The 207-nt window shown below is 49.3% G+C and carries 1 protein-coding gene; it reads left to right on the forward strand.

Features of this window, described 5'->3' with window-relative positions; genetic code table 11:
• On the forward strand, positions 1-207 hold a 207-nt coding region (locus tag FC65_RS11400; protein WP_191979924.1), incomplete at both ends, for a transposase.

Consider the following 207-nt stretch of genomic DNA (forward strand, 5'->3'; position numbering starts at 1 on the left):
TACGAAAGAAGTGCTGAACTACCAAGTGGCGCCAACGGAATCGACTGGAATCTGGACTGAACTGCTGGGAACCTTGATCAAGCAGGGCGTTAAAGATGTGCTGTTGTTTGTGGCCGATGGGTTAGTTGGTTTGGATGAAGGCTTGAATCGGCATTTCCCTAAAGCCAAACGACAACGTTGCCTGGTTCATGTTGGGCGGAATCTGAT

The organism is Ligilactobacillus acidipiscis DSM 15836 (genome assembly GCF_001435755.1).
Taxonomy (GTDB): Bacteria; Bacillota; Bacilli; order Lactobacillales; family Lactobacillaceae; genus Ligilactobacillus; species Ligilactobacillus acidipiscis.